The following is a 17,900-nucleotide window of genomic DNA, read 5'->3' on the forward strand; positions in this document are numbered from 1 at the left end:
AGACTAGTCCCGGGGGTGATGCGCGTCGCATCCAGGACCGAGGGCCGGGCACCCGCGCGCCGGGGCTAGACTGGCGACGCCCGTTCGGGCTCGCCCAGAGACCCTCGTGACTCCCTCGAAGGACGCCGTGACCGCTATCGACCCGACCGCCCGGACCTCCACGTCCCCGGCACCGGCGAAGCGCAGCAAGGCCGCGGCATACCTCGCCCTCACCAAGCCCCGCATCATCGAGCTGCTGCTCGTCACGACGGTGCCAGTGATGTTCTTGGCCCACAAGGGAATTCCTTCGCTGTGGCTCATCGTCGCCACGCTCGTCGGCGGCTCGCTCAGCGCCGGCGCGGCCAACACGTTCAACTGCGTCTACGACCGCGACATCGACGCCGAGATGCACCGCACGAGCAACCGGCCGATGGTGACGGGCGAGATCACACCGCGCGAGGGCGTCGTCTTCGGCCTCGTGCTGACCGTGGTGTCGACGGCGTGGCTGGCGGTGTTCGTCAACGTCCTGTCCGCGGCCCTCAGCCTGGGCGCGATCGTCATGTATGCCGTGGGCTACACGATGCTGCTCAAGCGCCGCACGTCGCAGAACATCGTCTGGGGTGGGGCGGCCGGGTGCATGCCCGTGCTGATCGGCTGGTCGGCCGTCACCAACTCGGTGTCGTGGTCGGCGGTCGTGCTGTTCCTCGTCATCTTCTTCTGGACACCGCCGCACTACTGGCCGCTGTCGATGCGGTTCAAGGACGACTACGCGGCCGCCGGGGTGCCGATGGCGCCGGTCGTGCGCGACTTCGTCGTCGTGGCGCGGCAGGTCGTCGTCTACTCCTGGCTCATGGTGGCGGCGTCGCTCGCGCTGGTGTGGGTCAACCCGATGGGGTGGCTCTACCTCGTGACCGCCGTGCTGTGCGGCGGCATGTTCGTGGCCGAGGCGCACCGGCTGCTGCGGGCCGCGAAGGTCGGTGCGGGGCCGAAGGTGCTCAAGCCGATGCGCCTGTTCCACTTCTCGATCACCTACGTCGGCATCCTCTTCCTCGGCGTCGCGCTCGACCCGCTGCTCTACCTGCCGATCGGCTGAGCCGGCATCGGCTCGCGCGGTAGCTCACGTCCCCTCCGGAACGGCCCGACGAACACCGAGAGGCAGCCGACCGCGTTGAGCCCGGCCATGGCCAGGATGGTCTCCCGGACACCGATGGCCTCACCGAGGGCGCCGGCGACGAGCCCGGCGAGCGGCATGGTGCCGAAGTTCAGCACCGCCATCGTGGCCGTGGTGCGGCCGATGAGCGCGGCCGGGGTGTAACGCACGCGGAACGACGCGCGCACGACGTTGGCGCCGACGACGCCGACCCCGACGAGGAACGAGCCCAGCGGCACGAGGGCGACGCCCACGCCGGGCTGCGCCAGGCCGACGAGGATGGCCGTGGGGCCGCCGAGCACCTGGAGCCAGCGCAGGGCGCCCGCGTCCCCGAGCCAGCGGACGGTGCGGGTCGCGACCGTGGCGCCGAGCAGCCCCCCGCAGGCACCGATCGCGATGACGGTGCCGACGAACGACGGCTCGAGCCCCAGGTCGCGCACGAGGAACAGCACCATGAGCGCGCCATAGCCGGTGAGCGCGAAGTTGCCGAGCCCACCCTGGATCGCGAAGAACCGCAGGAACCGGTCGTGCACGACGACCCGGACACCCTCGCGCACCTGGCGCCCCATGGGTTCGCGCTCGGGTCGCTCGGGTGCGGGTCCCAGCTGGTCGGGACGCATGCGCCACAGGCAGACCCAGGACACCAGGAACGAGAGCGTGTCCACCACGACGGCGCCGGCCGCGGAGAACGCCTGCACCAGCAGGCCGCCGAGCCCGGGGCCGGCGATCTGCATCGCCGACTCGGTGCCGTAGATGCGCGAGTTGGCCGCCTCGAGGTCGTCGCGGTGCACGACCCGGGGGACGAGCGCGGTGTATGCCGTGCGGAAGAAGACGGTGCAGCTGCCGAGGGCCAGCGCGATCACCATGAGGTGGGGGAGGGTCAGCAGGTGCACGGCCCAGGCGACGGGCACGGACGCCACGGCGACGGCGCCGACCAGGTCGGCGGTCATCATCACCCGGCGCGGGTCGCTGCGGTCGACGATGGCACCGACCGGCAGCCCGAGGACCAGCCACGGGAACCAGACGGCACCGGCGAGCAACCCCATCGGGAACGGCCCGGCATGGAACTGGGTGACCGCGATGAGCGGGAAGACGACGGTCGTCGTCATCGAGCCCAGGACGCTGACGCCCTCCCCGAACCAGAGCAGGCGGAAGTTCCGGTTGCGGGCCAGGGGAGTGGGCTGGGCAACCGGTGTGGTCGTGGTCGTCATGGCTGGGCCGGGAACCCTCGGGCGAAGACGTAGACGGCCTCGCGTTCCTGGCCGTCGTCGGGCAGGTCGCGCCGGGACCACCTGAGCAGCACGTCGAGGACCTCCTCGGCCACCTCGCGCAGCTCGTCGGGGGTGAGGCGCAGCCAGTTCTGCGTCGCGAACGCCGCGTCGTCCCAGTCGGGCAGGCTGTCGGCGTTGGCGTTCCACTCCTTGACCCGCTCGAACTGGCGCTGCAGCGCGAGCGACTCCGCGGCATACGCGGCCGTGACCGCCGCCGTGTCGTCGGCGAAGTCCGCGCGCGACCAGCGGGTGCCGGCGTCGACGAGCTTCCACCAGCGCTCGCGCTTGTCCTTGGCCAGGTCGGGGGCCTCCTCCACGAGCCCGGCCTCGGCGAGGACCTTGAGGTGGTGGGAGGCGCTGCCGACGGCCTGCCCGGTCCGCCCCGCGAGGTGCGAGGCGGTCGACGGGCCGTCGACCTTGAGGGCGTCCATCATCCGGGCTCGGAACGGGTTGGCCATGGCCGACAGGGCCTTGGCGTCGGTGACCGTGCGGATGCCCGTGCGGTCGTGCTTCTTGGCTGGCATGTGCACAAGAGTAGTTGCACAACCATAGTTGCACAAGAGGTCTTGTACAACTGAGCCGCTCGGGATCAGACCCGCCGCAACGCCACCATCGCCCGTACCAGCGCGACCACGAGCAGGCTCGCCAGCAGCATGTGTCCGAGCACCACGACCCAGGGAAGCCCGGTGAAGTACTGGGTGTAACCGACGGCACCCTGCAGCAGGGTCACGCCGAACACGGCCGCCCAGCCCCGCGCGGGCAGCGAGGTGGGAGCGGTGAGCCGGGCAGCCAGCCAGACCGCGACGACGAGGCCCACGAACAGCATGACCGCGTCGGCGTGCAGCCAGGAGATGGTGCGCGGGTCGAAGCCGTAGCGCGCGGGGGTCTCGGCATCGCCGGAGTGCGGGCCGCTCCCGGTGACGACAGTGCCGAGCGCCAGCACCACACCCGCCACGACGCAGGTCACCAGCCCGAGCCGATGGACGAGCGGGTGCACGGCCAGCGGCGCGGGGCCGGCCGGCAGCTGCGACCGGTAGTAGGCGAGCGACGCACTGGCGACGAGGACCATCGACACGAGGAAATGGGCCGACACGATGAGCGGGTTGAGTCCGGTCAGCACCGTGATCCCGCCGATGACGGCCTGCGCGACGACGCCAGCAAGCACCACGACGGCCGGCACGACGAGGTCGCGACGCGCCGAACCCCAGCCGCGCCACACGGCATACCACTGCTCTCGCTGCGGCCCGCTCCAGCGCCACACGGCGTACAACGCCGCCAGGGCGACCCACCCGACGAGACCGGTCAGGGTGCGGTTACCGAACTCGATGTAGCGGTGGTAGCCCTCGGCCTGGTGCGCGACCGGCGTGTACGACCCGGGCACGCACTGCGGCCAGGTGGGGCAGCCGAGTCCGCTGCCGGTGAGCCGCACGAGCCCGCCGGTGACGACGATGAGGACCTCGACGACGACGTTCAGCAGGAGCAGTCGCCTCATCCAGGTCACCGCAGAAGGGTACGGGTCAGGGGTTTCCCCGACGGCGGTGGGGGAGCGATGGGGGACGTTCCTCATGGTGGCGCGGCAGGGGCGCTGGCTGACTGGTCCCATGACCGGGAGCGTGTGGCGGGTGGGTGTGGTCGTGGGGTATGCCGTGTTGCTGGCGGCGGCGGTCGTGACGGGTCGTCCCGCGTGGGTGGTCGTCGGGCTGGCGGTGGCCACGTCGGTGACCGGGCGGGCGGTCGGGCGTCAGTCGTCCCAGCGGAACCAGCGGCGCGCGAGGAGGGCGGCGACGGCCCCCCACGCGGCGAGCACCGCCCACGCGCGCCAGTCGACGCCGCCGTCGACCAGGGATGCGCGCAGCGCGTCGCCCAGGGCGGCCGACGGGAGGAACCAGACCCCGGTCGCCGCGATGACGACACCGCCCAGGGTGAGCATGGCGACCCAGAGCAGGTTGGCCAGCGCCAGGACTCCCTCGGCGCGCACCGTGCCGCCGAGCAGGAGCGCCAGGGCGGCGAAGGTCGCGGACCCGAGGACGAGGGAGAGCAGAGCGGCGGGTATGCCGCGCAGGCTCGGCTCCCAGCCCATCGCCAGACCGACCGCGCCGACGACGACCACCTGCAGCGCCACGACGGCCAGCACCGCCACCGCCTTGGCGGCAAGTAGTCCTCCGCGACCAAGCGGCGTGGCACCGAGCAGGCGCAACACCCCGTAACGCCGGTCGAACGCGGTCGAGATGGCCTGCCCCGTGAACGCGGACGACAGCACGCACAGCGCGAGAACCCCTGGCACGGCCACGTCGACGCGCCGGCCCGGACCGAGGTCGAGGAACGTCGCGTGGACGACCCCGATGAGAACCGCCACCGGCAGGACCAGTGCGACGAGCAGCTGTTCGCCGTTGCGCAGCAGGGTGACCGTCTCGTAGCGCGCCTGCGCGAGGACCCGCTGCCGCGCGGGTGTCGCGGCGCTCACAGCCGGGCCTCCCGAGTGAGTGCGAAGTAGCGGTCCTCCAGCGTGCCGCCGGCCGCGACCTCGGCGGGCGTGCCGTCGGCGACGGTCCGTCCCGCGGCGACGATCACGACCCGATCAGCCAGCCGTTCGGCCTCCTCGAAGGAGTGGGTGGTGAGGACCACGGCGGCACCGTCGGTCGCGACCGAGCGCACCAGCTCCCAGACGTCGAGGCGTGCGTGCGGGTCGAGCCCGGCGCTGGGCTCGTCGAGGAACACGACCTCGGGACGACCGACCAGGGCCGCGGCCAGCGCCACGCGTTGGCGCTGCCCGCCCGACAGACGCCGCACCGACGTCCCCGCGAAGGAGTCGATGCCGAGGCGGCCGGCGAGGTCTGCGACCGGCACCGGCGCGGCATACATGCTGGCGAGGTGGGTGAGCAGGCGCAGGGGTTTCACCGACGCGGGGAGCCCGCCGTCCTGGAGCATCACCCCCACCCGGGCCCGGTGGTCGGGGCCGGCCCGCCACGGGTCGGTGCCGAGGACACGGACGCTCCCACGGTCCGGCCGCCGCAGGCCCTCGCAGCACTCGACCATGGTCGTCTTGCCGGCGCCGTTCGGGCCGAGGACCGCGGTGACCTGACCGGCGTCTGCGGCAAAGGTCGCACCGTCAAGGGCCGTCACGGAGCCGTAGGTCTTTCCTACGGACTCGACGGACACGGCGGCTGGCACGGGCCGAGTCTAGGAACTGGGCGGATGCCGCATGTGGCAGGGGGCCTCAGACGCGAACCGTGGAGTCATCGCCCCAGCCACCGGGTTGGGCGGACCCAAGGAGATCACCATGAGCGTGCACGCAGACCCGTACACCGTTGCCGCCGAAAACGCCTGGCGGCGCGAGTCGCTCGGCGCAGCGAACCTGGCCGGGAGCCGTCGCCCCATCCAGCTGTTCCGGCTGGTGCCGTGGGCCCGGCGACCCCGCCACTCGCGCAAGGTCGCGGCCCACGCGCCCCGGCACACGGCCCGGCCCGTCTGAGGCCCCGCCGGTCTCTGGGTGGCGGGGCCACACCCAGAGATAAGGCATAAGCCCCATGCATGAGGGGGCCTTAGACGCACATCGTGGTTTCACCACGAACCGCACCGCGCAGTCCGACACCGAAGGAGAACCATCCATGATCATCGCCGACCCGCTCTTCGTCGCCGCAGAGGTCGAGTGGCGCACCGAGTCCATGCTCGGCCACCGCATCGGCCAGACGCCCGCCCTCCCGGCCCGGCACCACCGGCTCCGCGCCGCCGTGTCCCGCGCCTTCGCCGGCCAGCGTCACCTGCACCGCCACCACTCGTTCGGCCAGGCCTGACGAGCACGGTGGTGCAGGCCACCGACGACGACATCAGGGCTTCGATCCCCGCACCGGGGTCGGGGCCCTTTGTCGTGCCGCAGGAAATTGGTCCGGAGCTGTCCGGCCTCTCGGACATACTGTGCGACGTGGCGACGGAGGCGGCGGCTGGCGGAGTGTTCGTGGGCCGTGCCGAGGAGGCCGAGCGTCTGCGCCGACTGGTCGGTCTCACGGGTGGGGGCCACGGTTCGGTCCTGCTGTCGGGTGATGCCGGCATCGGGAAGACCAGGGTCCTGTCCGACCTGGTCGAGAACGCCCGCGAGCAGGGCTGGCGGGTCCTCGTCGGGCACTGCCTCGGGGAGGCCGGCCGCACCCTGCCCTACCTGCCGTTCAGCGAGATCGTCGCGCGGGTCGAGCAGTCCGACCCCGAGATCGCGGCCCAGTTGGTCAAGGACCACCCCCAGCTGGAGAACCTCACGCCCGGCCGGCGCCGCGTGGGGGAGATCCGCGCCGGGCACGACGACGGCTCCGACGCCATCGACCGCTCCGACCTCGTCGAGGCCGTCCACGGCGCCCTCGAGGACCTGTCCCGGCTCGGACCCGTGCTCCTCGTGATCGAGGACGTGCACTGGGCCGACGAGTCGTCCCGCGACCTGCTCACCCTGCTGTTCACCCGCGGGTTCCGCGGCCCCGTCTCGATCGTCGCGTCCTACCGCAGCGACGACCTGCACCGACGCCACCCCCTGCGCACGACCCTCGCGCACTGGTCGCGGCTGCCCGACCTGCGCCGGGTCGACCTCGGCTCCCTGCCCGACGACGCCGTGCGTGAGCTCGTCGACGCGCTGCGACCGGGCGCCCTCAGCGCGGAGCAGGTCGACGCGGTCGTCCAGCGTGCCGAGGGCAACGCCTTCTTCACCGAGGAGCTCGTCGCCGCCAGCGCGCTCGGCCACCACGGGGTGGCGGAGGACCTCTCCCGGCTCCTGCTGGTGCGGTTCGACCAGCTGGGCCCGAACGGCCAACGCGTCGTCCGCCTCGCCTCGGCCGCCGGGGGCACCGTCTCGCACGCCGTCCTCGAGGCCGTCGCCGATCTCGAGCCCGCGGCATTCGACGAGGGCGTCCGCGAGGCCGTCGAGCGCAACGTCCTCGTCGCCACCGACTCCGGCGGCTACGCGTTCCGCCACGCACTGCTGGCCGAGACGGTCTACGACGACCTCCTGCCGGGTGAGCGCGTGCGCGCCCACGAGCGGTATGCCGCGGTGCTGGCCGAGCGTCGCGGGCTCGGTCCGTGGGCCGACCTGGCCCGGCACGCGGCCGCCGCCGGTGACCGCGAGACCGCGCTCGACGCCCACGTGAAGGCCGGCGACCTCGCCATGTCGGTGGGTGGTCCGCGGGAGGCGTTCGACCACTACGAACGCGCCCTGGGCCTCATGTCGACCGGCGACGAGCGCACCGATGCGATCACGCTCAAGGCGGCTGCGGCGTCGACGGCGGTGGGCGGGGCCGTGCGCGCCGTGGCCCTGCTGCATGAACGCCTGTCGCGGCGCCCCGACACCGCGCCCGTGCTCGGTCGCGTCGAGCTGCTCGCCGCCCTGGCGACGACGGCCCGGGTCATCGACGGCCCCACCGACACCCTCGCCGCCACCAAGGAAGGACTCGTCCTGCTCGAGGGGCTGCGCGAGGACGACAGCGAGTCCCGGCGCCCCCAGGTCCGGGCCCGGCTCCTTGCCGCGCACGTGCAGGCGTTGGCCGACCGCGGGCGCGACGACCAGGCGACCACGACGGCCGACCTCGCCGTCGAGGCGGCCATCGACGCGGGCCTGCCGGAGGTCGCCGCGGAGGTCCGGGTCGTGCGCGCGCGCATCATCGAGCGCGTCGTCGACCCCGACGCCTCGCGCGAGACGCTCGAGGAGCTCATCGCGCGGGAGACCTCGCCCGGTGACCCTGCCGCGATGCGGGCGCGCCACCACCTGGCGTCCCTGCACCACCGGTCCGGCCGGCTCGAGGAGGCCGTCCGCGTCTACGGCGAGGGTGCGGCCCGGGCCCGCCAGTCGGGGCAGATGTGGGCCCCCTATGCCCTGGAGAACCGGCTCCTCGCCGGCCTCGCGGCATACGAGGCAGGCCTCTGGGACGACAGCGCACGGTTCCTCGACACGCGCCGCGACCACCCGCCCCAGCCGGCGGCCTCGATGTTCGCCGGCGCCCGGCTGCTGCTCACGGCGGCCCGCGGCGAGACCGGCTGGGAGGTGCCGCTCGCGCAGGCGCGGGCCTGGTGGGAGGTCGACGGCCTCGTGGCCGTGTTCGCCGGCGGAGCGGCGATCGACCTGCACGGCAACGCCGGTGACATCGAGGCGGCGGTCGCGGCCTACGACGACGTGGTCGAGGTGCTGGCGCGGCTGTGGCACCCGCGGTTCCAGGCCCAGCTGAGGTTTGCGGCCCTGCTGCTCGGCCAGCTCGCGTCGCACGTCCAGAAGGTGCCGACCGCGCAGCGGGCCACGCTCGTGGCCAAGGGCGCGGCGGTGGCCGACGAGGCCGAGGCGGTGTGGGCGCTGCAGTCCCAGGAGGGACACACCGGTCCGGAGTCGCTGGCCTGGCTCGCGCGGATGCGGGCCGAGTCCTTGCGGCTGCGCTGGCTGGCCGGCGAGGAGGTCCCGCCGGAGCTGCTCGTCGAGGGCTGGCGGGCGGCGGTGGCATCGTTCGAGGAGTACGGCCACCCCTACGAGACGGCGCGCTCCCAGGTCCGGCTGGGCACGGTCCTGCAGGCCATGGGCAACCCCGCCGGCGCGCTCGAGGTGCGGGCCGCCCTGGAGACGGCGCGGCGCCTTCGGGCCGAGCCGCTGCTCGCCGAGGTCCGGGCGAGCGGGGGAGCCCGCCCACCGAAGCGCCCCGCCGACCGGGCCGGCGAGGACCTCACCCCCCGCGAGCGGGAGATCCTCGCCCTCGTGGCGCTCGGGCGCAGCAACCGCCAGATCGGCACGCAGCTGTTCATCAGCAACAAGACCGCCAGCGTCCACGTCTCCAACATCATCGCCAAGCTCGGGGTGACCAGCCGGGGCGAGGCCGTGGCGGTGGCGCGGGATCGCGGGCTGCTAGACTAGGGGGACGAGGTAAGGGTCACCTTGCTTTCGAGCCCGTGGGTATTTACGTAACATCGATGTTGTGAATATCCCGGCGAGCCCCGAGGCCCCTGTGGTCGCGGGTTCGGCGGTGCTCGAGTCGAGCACCCGCGAGCGGGTCCTCCAGGCCATCAGCGAGCGTGGACCCATCACCGCCGCGACCCTCGCCGACGACCTCGGGCTCACCGCCCCGGCGGTCCGCCGCCACCTCGAGAACCTCGCCGACGCCGGGCTCATCACCGAGCGCGAGCCCGCCGCCACGGTCCGTGGCCGCGGCCGCCCCGCCCGGTCCTACGTCGTCAGCGACGCCGGTCACCAGGCACTCGAGTCCGACTACGACCACCTGTCGACCGAGGCACTGCGCTTCCTCGCAGCCGAGGCGGGGGAGGACGCCGTCCGCCGGTTCGCCGAGTCGCGGGTCGCCTCGCTCGAGCAGCGGTATGCCGCGGAGCTCGCCGACGCGGGCGACGACACCGGTGCGCGGGTCGACGCGCTCGTCGGGGCGCTCAGCCGCGACGGGTTCGCGGCTTCGGCCCGCCCCGTGGGCGACGCGGCCTCGGGAAGCCCGCTGGCCGGCATACAGCTGTGCCAGGGTCACTGCCCGGTCCAGCACGCCGCCCGGGAATTTCCCGCGTTCTGTGACGCTGAAACTGATGCGTTCTCCCGGCTGCTCGGCGTCCACGTCCAGCGGCTCGCGACGCTCGCCCACGGCGACCACGTCTGCACGACGTTCGTTCCCACCCCCACCAAGCCTGACGGTGCAACAGAAAGGTCTTCACGATGAGCACCATCGAGGAGCTGAACCCGGGTCTGAAGGACCTCGGGCGTTACGAGTACGGCTGGGCCGACAGCGACACCGCCGGCGAGACCGCGCGCCGTGGCCTGAACGAGGAGGTCGTGCGCGACATCTCTGCGCGCAAGAACGAGCCGCAGTGGATGACCGACCTGCGGCTGAAGTCGCTGCGGCTCTTCGACAAGAAGCCCATGCCCAACTGGGGCAGCGACCTGTCCGGCATCGACTTCCAGAACATCAAGTACTTCGTGAAGTCGACGGAGAAGCAGGCGACCACCTGGGACGAGCTGCCCGAGGACATCAAGAACACCTACGACAAACTCGGCATCCCGGAGGCGGAGAAGCAGCGCCTCATCGCCGGTGTCGCGGCGCAGTACGAGTCGGAGGTCGTCTACCACCAGATCCGTGAGGACCTGGAGGAGAAGGGCGTCATCTTCGTCGACACCGACACCGGCCTGCGCGAGCACGAGGACCTGTTCCGCGAGTACTTCGCGTCCGTGATCCCCGCCGGTGACAACAAGTTCGCCGCGCTCAACACCGCCGTGTGGTCGGGTGGCTCGTTCATCTACGTCCCGCCGGGCGTCCACGTCGACATCCCGCTGCAGGCCTACTTCCGGATCAACACCGAGAACATGGGCCAGTTCGAGCGCACCCTGATCATCGCCGACGAGGGCTCGTACGTGCACTACGTCGAGGGCTGCACCGCGCCGATCTACAAGTCCGACTCGCTGCACTCCGCGGTCGTCGAGATCGTCGTGAAGAAGAACGCCCGCGTGCGCTACACGACCATCCAGAACTGGTCCAACAACGTCTACAACCTCGTCACCAAGCGGGCGACCGCGGCCGAGGGCGCGACGATGGAGTGGATCGACGGCAACATCGGCTCCAAGGTGACGATGAAGTACCCCGCCGTCTTCCTGCTCGGCGAGCACGCCAAGGGCGAGACCCTGTCGATCGCCTTCGCGGGCGAGGGCCAGCACCAGGACGCCGGCGCCAAGATGGTGCACGCCGCCCCGCACACCTCCTCGACCATCGTGTCGAAGTCGGTGGCCCGCGGCGGTGGCCGCACGTCCTACCGCGGCCTCGTGCAGGTCATGGACGGCGCCCACGGCTCGAAGTCGTCCGTCGTCTGCGACGCGCTCCTCGTCGACACCATCAGCCGCTCCGACACCTACCCCTACGTCGACATCCGCGAGGACGACGTGACGATGGGCCACGAGGCCACCGTCTCCAAGGTGTCCGAGGACCAGCTGTTCTACCTCATGTCCCGAGGCCTCACCGAGGAGGAGGCCATGGCCATGATCGTGCGCGGGTTCGTCGAGCCCATCGCGCGCGAGCTGCCCATGGAGTACGCCCTCGAGCTGAACCGCCTCATCGAGCTGCAGATGGAAGGAGCCGTGGGCTAAGTGAGCCTTTTGGCCCAGAAGAACCCGGCCGCCGGCGCCCACGAGGACTCGGCGGCGGCGTTCGTCCCCGACCAGTCGCGTGCCGAGCGCAAGACCTCGTATGCCGTGGACGACTTCGCCGTGCCCGGTGGCCGGGAGGAGGACTGGCGGTTCACGCCCGTCGACCGGCTCTCCGGGTTGTTCCAGCCCGGCGCCACCGAGGTCGACAAGCTGACCCTCACGGTGGACGGCCCCGAGGGCGTGACGACCGAGCGCGTCGACCCGACCGCCGCGGGCGTCCTCGTCCCGGCCGACCGCGCGGCCGCCGTCGCGTGGGCGGGGGAGTCCAAGGCCACCCGCATCGCCATCCCGGCCGAGGCCGAGCTGGCCGAGCCGGTGCACATCACGGTCGAGGCCCGTGACAAGGCGCGCCTCAACGGCCACCTCGTGATCGAGGCGGGTCACCACTCGAAGGCGACCGTGGTGCTCACACACCGTGGCTCCGCCGAGTGCGGCGCGGTCGTCGAGGTCAAGGCCGGCGACGGCGCCGACCTCACCTTCGTCACCGTGCAGGAGTGGGACGACGACACGCTCCACGTCGCCCAGAACGACGTGCTCGTCGGCCGAGACGCCCGCGTCCGCCACATCGTCGTCACCTTGGGCGGCGAGCTCGTGCGCATCTCCACCAACGCCCGGTATGCCGGGCCGGGAGGCTCGTTCGAGGGCCTGGGTGTGTACTTCGCGGACGCCGGTCAGCACCAGGAGCACCGCCTCTTCGTGGACCACGAGGCGCCGCACTGCCACTCCAACGTCGAGTACAAGGGTGCGCTCCAGGGCGAGACCGCCCACACCGTCTGGGTGGGTGATGTCCTCATCCGCGCCGCGGCCGAGGGCACCGACACCTACGAGCTCAACCGCAACCTCGTCCTCACCGAGGGCGCACGCGCCGACTCGGTGCCGAACCTCGAGATCGAGACCGGCGAGATCGTCGGCGCAGGTCACGCATCGGCGACCGGCCGGTTCGACGACGAGCAGCTGTTCTACCTCCAGGCCCGCGGCATCCCCGAGGACGTCGCCCGCCGCCTCGTGGTGCGCGGCTTCTTCGCCGCCATCGTGGCCCGGATCGGGGTGCCCGAGGTGAGCGAGCACCTCATGGCCGCCATCGATGCCGAGCTCGAGGGCAGCCGGTGACCGCCGAGGCCGCACCCGTGGACGGCGACGACGACTTCGTGCGCGTCTGCCGGGTTGACGAGCTGCCGTCGGTGGGGGCTGCTGCCGCCGACGTCTACGGCCAGGTCATGGCCATCGTCCGCACCCAGGAGGGCGAGATCTACGCCCTCGACGACACCTGCAGCCACGCGAACGTCTCGCTGTCCGAGGGCGAGCTCGAGGGCCACACCCTCGAGTGCTGGCTCCACGGGTCGCGCTTCGACATCCGCACCGGTGACCCGTCCGGCCCGCCGGCGACGGTGCCCGTGAACGTCTACCCGGTCAAGGTCGCAGGCGACGAGGTCTTCGTCGGCACGACCCCCCTGAACCACTGATCCGCAAAAGAACGAGGAACCCCATCCATGTCCACGCTTGAGATCCGCAACCTCCACGTCACCGTGGAGACCGAGAACGGCACCAAGGAGATCCTGCGCGGTGTCGACCTCACCGTGAAGTCCGGTGAGACGCACGCGATCATGGGCCCCAACGGCTCGGGCAAGTCGACCCTCGCCTACGCCATCGCCGGTCACCCCAAGTACACCGTCACCGAGGGCACGATCACCCTCGACGGCGAGGACGTCCTCGCCATGAGCGTCGACGAGCGCGCGCGGGCCGGCCTGTTCCTGGCCATGCAGTACCCCGTCGAGGTGCCGGGAGTGACGGTCAGCAACTTCCTGCGCACCGCCAAGACCGCGGTCGACGGCGAGGCCCCCAAGCTGCGCACCTGGGTCAAGGACGTCAAGGGCGCCATGGCCGACCTGCGCATGGACGACTCGTTCGCCGAGCGCAACGTCAACGAGGGCTTCTCCGGTGGCGAGAAGAAGCGCCACGAGATCCTCCAGCTCGAGCTCCTGAAGCCGCGCATCGCCGTCCTCGACGAGACCGACTCCGGTCTCGACGTCGACGCCCTGCGCATCGTCTCCGAGGGCGTCAACCGGGCCAAGGAGGGCACCGACCTCGGCGTCCTGCTCATCACGCACTACACGCGCATCCTGCGCTACATCAAGCCCGACTACGTGCACGTCTTCGTCGACGGCAAGGTCGTCGAGGAGGGCGGCCCCGAGCTGGCCGACCGCCTCGAGTCCGAGGGCTACGACCGCTTCGTCACCGCCAAGGCCTGAGCGAGCAGCCATGACCACCGCGTTCGAGCCGCAGGAGCTGGCCCGCATCCGGGCCGGCTTCCCGATCCTGTCCCGCACCGTGCGGGACGGGAAGCCGCTCGTCTACCTCGACTCTGGCGCGACGTCGCAGCGGCATGCCGGTGCGCTGGCGACGATGCGGGCGTTCGACGAGGAGGTCAACGCGGCGGTGCACCGTGGCGCCCACCAGCTGAGCGAGGAGGCCACGGATGCCTACGAGGGCGCCCGGGCCAAGGTCGCGGGTTTCGTCGGTGGCGCGGAGGACGAGGTCGTCTTCACCAAGAACGCCACCGAGTCCCTCAACCTGGTCGCCTACGCCTTCTCGAACTCCGTTGCGGGACAGGCGAAGGACCCGCGCCTGACCCTCGGTGAGGGCGACGAGATCCTCATCACCGAGATGGAGCACCACGCCAACCTCGTGCCGTGGCAGGAGCTGGCACGTCGCACCGGTGCCACCCTGCGCTGGATCGGCGTCACCGACGAGGGTCGCCTCGACCTGGCCGGCCAGCACGGCCCGGGCCTGGCCGACCTGCTCACCGAGCGCACCAAGGTCTTCGCGTTCACCCACGTCAGCAACGTCCTCGGCACGGTCAACCCGGTGCGGGAGCTCGCCGAGGCGGCGCGTGCGGTGGGCGCGCTCACCGTGCTCGACGCCTGCCAGTCGGCGCCGCACCTTCCGCTCGACGTGGCCGACCTCGGCGTGGACTTCGCCGCGTTCTCCGGCCACAAGATGTACGGCCCCACCGGGGTCGGCGTCCTCTGGGGCCGTGGTGAGCTGCTCGCGGCGATGCCGCCCTTCATCACCGGCGGCTCGATGATCGAGACGGTGCGGATGGAGGCCACGACGTATGCCGCGCCGCCGCAGCGTTTCGAGGCTGGCTCGCCGAATGCGGCCCAGGCCGTCGGTCTCGGTGCCGCCGTCGACTGGCTGGGCGAGCTCGGTCTCGACCGCGTGACCGCGCACGAGCACGCGCTCACCGAGCAGCTGCTCGCCGGTCTCGCCGAGCGCCCGTGGGTGCGCGTCGTGGGACCCGCGGAGGCCGTCGACCGCGTCGGCGCGGTGGCCTTCGACGTCGAGGGCGTCCACGCCCACGACGTGGGCCAGGTGCTCGACGACCAGGGTGTCGCCGTGCGGGTGGGCCACCACTGCGCGTGGCCGCTGCACCGCCGTTTCGGCGTGACGGCGACCACGCGAGCCAGCCTCGCGGCATACAACACGCCCCAGGAGGTCGACGCGATGCTGAGCGCGCTCGACCGCGTGCCCGACATCTTCGGGGTGGCGGTCTGATGGACCTCTACCAGGAGCTGATCCTCGAGCACTCCAAGCGCCCACACCACGCCGGGCTGCGCGATGGCTTCGACGCCGAGGTGCACCACGTCAACCCGACCTGCGGCGACGAGGTGACCCTCCGGGTCCACGTCGACGGCGAAGGCGACGACGCGGTGATCCGCGACGTGTCCTACGACGCGCTCGGCTGCTCGATCTCGATGGCGTCGGCCAGCGTCCTCGCCGACGAGGTCATCGGGCACACGGTGGCCGAGGCCCTGACGACGCACGAGGCGATGCGCGCCATGCTGACATCCAAGGGCGCGGACCCCGGCGACGAGGACGTCATCGGCGACGGTGTGGCCTTCGCGGGCGTCTCGAAGTACCCCGCCCGCGTGAAGTGTGCTCTGCTGGGATGGATGGCGTTCACCGACGCGTTGCACCAGGCAGGCGTGACCAGCGTTTCGAAGGAAGAGGCAGCACGATGACCGAGACCACCACCCAGCCCAACGTGGCCGATGTCGAAGAGGCCATGCGCGACGTCGTCGACCCCGAGCTCGGCATCAACGTCGTCGACCTGGGCCTCGTCTACGGCATCACGGTCGACCCGCAGAACCACGCGGTGCTCGACATGACGCTCACGTCAGCGGCCTGCCCGCTGACCGACGTCATCGAGGACCAGACGTCGCAGGCGCTCGAGGGCCTGGTCGCGAGCCACCGCATCAACTGGGTCTGGATGCCGCCGTGGGGGCCGGACAAGATCACCGAGGACGGCCGCGAGCAGCTGCGCGCCCTCGGCTTCAACATCTGAGCCGCCCACCAACCACGTGAGCCGCGTCGTCGAGGTGGCGCCCGAGCGCCTCGACGGGTGGCTGGAGCGGTTCGAGGCCAACAATGCCGAGGGCGCGGGATCGTCTGCGCCGCAACGGATCTCGTCGGTCGAGCGCTTCGACTTCGCGCCACTGGCGGTCGTGCTCGTGCGTCGCGGCGGGTATGCCGTGGGGCTGGCCGACGACGCCGGTCACCTGAGCGCGTCGAAGGTCGGCACGCGTCATGTGCAGTCACGCACCGCCGCCGGTGGCTGGTCGCAGCAGCGGTTCGCCCGGCGCCGCGGCAACCAGGCCGACGAGCTGGTGCGGGCCGTGGGCGAGCACGCGCACCGGCTGCTGCCACGCGGCATACCTCGCGGTCTCGTTGTGGGTGGCGACAAGGCGCTGGTGCGCGCGGTCCTCGACGACCCTCGACTGGCCTTCCTCGGCGAGCTGCCGCGGCGCGAGCTCTACGACCTGCCCGACCCGAAGCGCGCCGTCCTCGACGACGCCGTCCGCCGCGGTCGCGCCGTCCGCGTCACCGTCGAGGACCATCCGGATGGCGGTGGCCCGGCGGCGGGGTGACGATGGCCGCATGGCGAAGTACACCGTCAACGACGAGGCCGTGGAGTTCCTGCGCGGGCTCATCGAGCGCAAGCAGTACGTCCTCGACAGCGACTGGGGCGACGTGCAACCGGACGCCGCGGCCCAGAACGCCTACCTCGAGAACCACTCGTGGCCCGACTACGCCCGCTGGCACCTCGGGTTGACCGTCGGCGCCAACGACGACACCAAGGCGCGCTATGCCTTCGTCGTCGGCGACTTCCGCCGGGTGCACCGGTCGGGGCTGATCGCCAGCGTCTACCGGGCGGCGGAGTGGCGGCACAAGAAGGTGGAGCTGGCGGCGCACGAGCTGCTCCAGCTGCTCGACGAGACCGCCGGCATCACCGACGACTGAGGTCTACTCGACGGTGCTTGGCGTGAACGTGTCGCACTGGTTGAGGTCACCGGACTGGTAGCCGGTGGTGAACCACTTCTGCCGCGCCTCGGCCGACCCGTGCGTCCAGCTCTCCGGGCTGACCCGGCCCTGGGTCTTCTGCTGGATCCGGTCGTCACCGACGGACGCCGCCGCGGACAGGGCGTCCTTGATGTCCTTGTCGGTGAGCGGCTTGAGCAGCTTGGTGCCGGCCGAGTCGGTGGTCTCCGTCGCGTTCTTGGCCCACACGCCGGCGAGGCAGTCGGCCATCAGCTCGATCCGGACACCGCCGCTGTTCGGGCCGGTGCCGCCGTCCTGGGCGCGGTCGAGGAGACCGAGGGTGTCCTCGATGTGGTGGCCGTACTCGTGCGCGACGACGTACTCCTGCGCAAGCGGGCCGCCGCTGGAGCCGAACTGGGTCGTCAGGATCTGGAAGAAGCTCGCGTCGATGTAGACCTGCTTGTCGAGCGGGCAGTAGAAGGGTCCGACCTGGTTGGAGGCGGTGCCGCAGGCCGACTGGGTGGAGCCGTTGTAGAGGATCGTCTTGGCCGGCGTGTACTTGCGCCCGTAGCGGGGCAGCTCCTTGCTCCAGTAGTCGTTGACCGAGTTCACGGTCAGGATGACCCGGCAGGTGTCGTCCCGGTTGGCGTCCGCGCCCGTCTTGCACTGGGAGAAGGCGTTGCCGTTCTCGGTGCCCGCCGGCTCCACCTGGCCCTGGTCGACCGAGCCGCCGCCAGTCCCGGGGTCCGTGGGCAGCTGGCCGGGGTTGATCCCGAAGATGAGCATGATGACCAGCAGGATGATGCCGCCGATGCCACCCCCGACCACCATGCCGCCGGGGGCGCCGCCGCCACCGCCGCCGGAGCCGACCTGGCTGGTGTCGATCCGGGCGTTGTCGTTGAAGCTCATCGGGCCTCCACGGTCGCTGGGCTGTGCGTCGGGGTGTCGAACACGCTCGTTAGACTAGTGACAGCAGTCCAGCTTCGGCGCCATCGCAAACGTCTCGGTGCGTCCGTGTCCTGCACCAGACCCAGCC

At 71.6% G+C, this 17,900-nt stretch carries 20 protein-coding genes; 14 read left to right on the forward strand and 6 right to left on the reverse strand.

Annotated features, from left to right (window positions below):
- Positions 1-136: 136 nt before the first annotated feature.
- Positions 137-1,072, forward strand: a complete 936-nt coding sequence (locus tag HJG52_RS02360) for a heme o synthase (protein WP_346767631.1) — start codon at positions 137-139, stop codon at positions 1,070-1,072.
- Here HJG52_RS02360 and HJG52_RS02365 read toward each other — a convergent pair.
- The 5 genes from HJG52_RS02365 to HJG52_RS02385 form a co-directional block, all read right to left on the reverse strand.
- Positions 1,054-2,340, reverse strand: coding sequence for an MFS transporter (locus HJG52_RS02365; RefSeq protein ID WP_171241952.1), 1,287 nt, complete (start codon positions 2,338-2,340; stop codon positions 1,054-1,056). The two genes, HJG52_RS02360 and HJG52_RS02365, sit on opposite strands and share 19 nt — an antisense overlap.
- Positions 2,337-2,924, reverse strand: coding sequence for an ArsR/SmtB family transcription factor (locus HJG52_RS02370; protein WP_171241953.1), 588 nt, complete (start codon positions 2,922-2,924; stop codon positions 2,337-2,339). Before HJG52_RS02370 ends, HJG52_RS02365 begins: the two co-directional genes overlap by 4 nt.
- Before the next feature lie 65 nt (positions 2,925-2,989).
- Positions 2,990-3,892, reverse strand: a complete 903-nt coding sequence (locus HJG52_RS02375; RefSeq protein WP_240977384.1) for a COX15/CtaA family protein — start codon at positions 3,890-3,892, stop codon at positions 2,990-2,992.
- A gap of 249 nt (positions 3,893-4,141) precedes the next feature.
- Positions 4,142-4,864 (reverse strand): ABC transporter permease, encoded by a 723-nt coding sequence (locus HJG52_RS02380; RefSeq protein ID WP_171241954.1) that lies wholly within the window; start codon positions 4,862-4,864, stop codon positions 4,142-4,144.
- A complete protein-coding gene (locus tag HJG52_RS02385; protein WP_171241955.1) occupies positions 4,861-5,571 on the reverse strand; it encodes an ATP-binding cassette domain-containing protein in 711 nt (236 codons plus the stop codon). The genes HJG52_RS02380 and HJG52_RS02385 overlap by 4 nt, the downstream gene beginning before the upstream one ends.
- 109 nt (positions 5,572-5,680) lie before the next feature.
- Here HJG52_RS02385 and HJG52_RS02390 point away from each other — a divergent pair, with 109 nt between their 5' ends.
- The 13 genes from HJG52_RS02390 (at position 5,681) to HJG52_RS02450 (ending at position 16,846) form a co-directional block, all read left to right on the forward strand.
- The gene (locus HJG52_RS02390) at positions 5,681-5,872 is read left to right on the forward strand and encodes a hypothetical protein (RefSeq protein WP_171241956.1); all 192 of its coding nucleotides are present in this window, start codon (positions 5,681-5,683) and stop codon (positions 5,870-5,872) included.
- Between the two features lie 136 nt (positions 5,873-6,008).
- Positions 6,009-6,194 (forward strand): hypothetical protein, encoded by a 186-nt coding sequence (locus tag HJG52_RS02395; protein WP_171241957.1) that lies wholly within the window; start codon positions 6,009-6,011, stop codon positions 6,192-6,194.
- Between the two features lie 128 nt (positions 6,195-6,322).
- On the forward strand, positions 6,323-9,268 hold the full coding sequence (locus HJG52_RS02400) for an AAA family ATPase (protein ID WP_171241958.1): 2,946 nt from the start codon (positions 6,323-6,325) through the stop codon (positions 9,266-9,268).
- Between the two features lie 61 nt (positions 9,269-9,329).
- A complete protein-coding gene (locus HJG52_RS02405; protein WP_171241959.1) occupies positions 9,330-10,070 on the forward strand; it encodes a helix-turn-helix domain-containing protein in 741 nt (246 codons plus the stop codon).
- Positions 10,067-11,485: a Fe-S cluster assembly protein SufB gene (sufB, locus tag HJG52_RS02410; RefSeq protein ID WP_171241960.1), complete on the forward strand. Its 1,419-nt coding sequence runs from the start codon at positions 10,067-10,069 to the stop codon at positions 11,483-11,485. Before HJG52_RS02405 ends, sufB begins: the two co-directional genes overlap by 4 nt.
- Positions 11,486-12,655, forward strand: coding sequence for a Fe-S cluster assembly protein SufD (sufD, locus tag HJG52_RS02415; RefSeq protein WP_171241961.1), 1,170 nt, complete (start codon positions 11,486-11,488; stop codon positions 12,653-12,655).
- Positions 12,652-13,008 carry a non-heme iron oxygenase ferredoxin subunit gene (locus tag HJG52_RS02420; protein ID WP_346767526.1) on the forward strand — a complete coding sequence of 119 codons (357 nt, stop codon included), beginning with the start codon at positions 12,652-12,654 and terminating at the stop codon, positions 13,006-13,008. Before sufD ends, HJG52_RS02420 begins: the two co-directional genes overlap by 4 nt.
- Before the next feature lie 27 nt (positions 13,009-13,035).
- On the forward strand, positions 13,036-13,794 hold the full coding sequence (gene sufC / locus HJG52_RS02425) for a Fe-S cluster assembly ATPase SufC (RefSeq protein ID WP_171241962.1): 759 nt from the start codon (positions 13,036-13,038) through the stop codon (positions 13,792-13,794).
- 10 nt (positions 13,795-13,804) lie between these two features.
- A complete protein-coding gene (locus HJG52_RS02430; RefSeq protein ID WP_171241963.1) occupies positions 13,805-15,100 on the forward strand; it encodes a cysteine desulfurase in 1,296 nt (431 codons plus the stop codon).
- Positions 15,100-15,567 (forward strand): Fe-S cluster assembly sulfur transfer protein SufU, encoded by a 468-nt coding sequence (sufU, locus tag HJG52_RS02435; protein WP_171241964.1) that lies wholly within the window; start codon positions 15,100-15,102, stop codon positions 15,565-15,567. The genes HJG52_RS02430 and sufU overlap by 1 nt, the downstream gene beginning before the upstream one ends.
- Complete coding sequence (locus tag HJG52_RS02440; protein WP_171241965.1) at positions 15,564-15,890, forward strand: metal-sulfur cluster assembly factor; 327 nt, start codon at positions 15,564-15,566, stop codon at positions 15,888-15,890. The genes sufU and HJG52_RS02440 overlap by 4 nt, the downstream gene beginning before the upstream one ends.
- 16 nt (positions 15,891-15,906) lie before the next feature.
- Entirely contained in the window at positions 15,907-16,473 is a 567-nt protein-coding gene (locus tag HJG52_RS02445; RefSeq protein WP_171241966.1) for an acVLRF1 family peptidyl-tRNA hydrolase, read from the forward strand.
- 10 nt (positions 16,474-16,483) lie between these two features.
- The gene (locus HJG52_RS02450; RefSeq protein WP_171241967.1) at positions 16,484-16,846 is read left to right on the forward strand and encodes a hypothetical protein; all 363 of its coding nucleotides are present in this window, start codon (positions 16,484-16,486) and stop codon (positions 16,844-16,846) included.
- 3 nt (positions 16,847-16,849) lie between these two features.
- Here HJG52_RS02450 and ypfJ read toward each other — a convergent pair whose 3' ends face one another.
- Complete coding sequence (gene ypfJ, locus HJG52_RS02455) at positions 16,850-17,773, reverse strand: KPN_02809 family neutral zinc metallopeptidase (protein WP_171241968.1); 924 nt, start codon at positions 17,771-17,773, stop codon at positions 16,850-16,852.
- Positions 17,774-17,900: the final 127 nt, after the last annotated feature.

Origin of the sequence: Knoellia koreensis (genome assembly GCF_013041615.1) — a bacterium.
Classification (GTDB): Bacteria; Actinomycetota; Actinomycetes; order Actinomycetales; family Dermatophilaceae; genus Pedococcus; species Pedococcus koreensis.

Excerpts from the sequence above, each read along its gene's own strand:
- HJG52_RS02365 (WP_171241952.1), bottom strand. The coding sequence starts at position 2,340 with ATGACGACCACGACCACACCGGTTGCCCAGCCCACTCCCCTGGCCCGC.
- HJG52_RS02370 (WP_171241953.1), bottom strand. The coding sequence starts at position 2,924 with ATGCCAGCCAAGAAGCACGACCGCACGGGCATCCGCACGGTCACCGAC.
- HJG52_RS02375 (WP_240977384.1), bottom strand. The coding sequence starts at position 3,892 with ATGAGGCGACTGCTCCTGCTGAACGTCGTCGTCGAGGTCCTCATCGTC.
- HJG52_RS02390 (WP_171241956.1), top strand. The coding sequence starts at position 5,681 with ATGAGCGTGCACGCAGACCCGTACACCGTTGCCGCCGAAAACGCCTGG.
- HJG52_RS02395 (WP_171241957.1), top strand. The coding sequence starts at position 6,009 with ATGATCATCGCCGACCCGCTCTTCGTCGCCGCAGAGGTCGAGTGGCGC.
- sufB (WP_171241960.1), top strand. The coding sequence starts at position 10,067 with ATGAGCACCATCGAGGAGCTGAACCCGGGTCTGAAGGACCTCGGGCGT.
- sufC (WP_171241962.1), top strand. The coding sequence starts at position 13,036 with ATGTCCACGCTTGAGATCCGCAACCTCCACGTCACCGTGGAGACCGAG.
- HJG52_RS02430 (WP_171241963.1), top strand. The coding sequence starts at position 13,805 with ATGACCACCGCGTTCGAGCCGCAGGAGCTGGCCCGCATCCGGGCCGGC.
- sufU (WP_171241964.1), top strand. The coding sequence starts at position 15,100 with ATGGACCTCTACCAGGAGCTGATCCTCGAGCACTCCAAGCGCCCACAC.
- HJG52_RS02440 (WP_171241965.1), top strand. The coding sequence starts at position 15,564 with ATGACCGAGACCACCACCCAGCCCAACGTGGCCGATGTCGAAGAGGCC.
- HJG52_RS02450 (WP_171241967.1), top strand. The coding sequence starts at position 16,484 with ATGGCGAAGTACACCGTCAACGACGAGGCCGTGGAGTTCCTGCGCGGG.
- ypfJ (WP_171241968.1), bottom strand. The coding sequence starts at position 17,773 with ATGAGCTTCAACGACAACGCCCGGATCGACACCAGCCAGGTCGGCTCC.